Genomic DNA, 750 nt, shown 5'->3' with positions numbered 1-750 from the left:
ACCCATCGGACCGCCGATCTCGAACCGGCCCGTGGGGTTGACCAGGAGCCGGTAGCCCTCGGTCTCCAGCTTGATGCCGTCGTCCAGGAGCTGCTTGAGGACGTGCTCGACGACGAACTCGCGGATGTCGGGGGCCAGCAGCGAGTCCAGGTCGATGTCGCTGGCGTGCTGCGAGGAGACGACGACCGTGTCGAGACGGACGGCCTTGTCACCGTCGTACTCGATGGTCACCTGCGTCTTGCCGTCGGGGCGCAGGTAGGGGATCGTGCCGTTCTTGCGGACCTCGGTCAGGCGCCGCGACAACCGGTGGGCCAGGTGGATCGGCAGCGGCATCAGCTCGGGCGTCTCGTCCGTGGCGTACCCGAACATCAGGCCCTGGTCACCGGCGCCCTGCTGGTCCAGCTCGTCGCCCTCACCCCTCCGGGAGGCACCCTCGACGCGCTGCTCGTAGGCGGCGTCCACACCCTGGGCGATGTCCGGGGACTGGGCGCCGATGGACACCGAAACGCCGCAGGACGCCCCGTCGAAGCCCTTCTTCGAGGAGTCGTAACCGATCTCGAGGATCTTCTCGCGCACCAGCGTGGGGATGTCGGCGTACGCCTGGGTGGTCACCTCACCGGCCACGTGCACCAGGCCGGTGGTGATCAGCGTCTCCACGGCGACACGGGAGGTGGGGTCCTCCCGCAGCAACGCGTCGAGAATCGTGTCGCTGATCTGGTCAGCGATCTTGTCGGGGTGACCTTCGGTCAC

The 750-nt window shown here is 68.0% G+C and carries 1 protein-coding gene; it reads right to left on the bottom strand.

From position 1 onward, the window contains the following. Positions 1–750, bottom strand: a 750-nt coding sequence (locus RND61_RS32485; RefSeq protein ID WP_315881759.1) for an S-adenosylmethionine synthetase N-terminal domain-containing protein, incomplete at both ends; no start/stop codon positions are given.

It is taken from the genome of Streptomyces tamarix, assembly GCF_032423885.1.
Lineage (GTDB): Bacteria > Actinomycetota > Actinomycetes > Streptomycetales > Streptomycetaceae > Streptomyces > Streptomyces tamarix.
The sequence above is the reverse complement of the archived record's forward strand: the minus strand, read 5'-3'. Positions and strand labels throughout refer to the sequence as shown.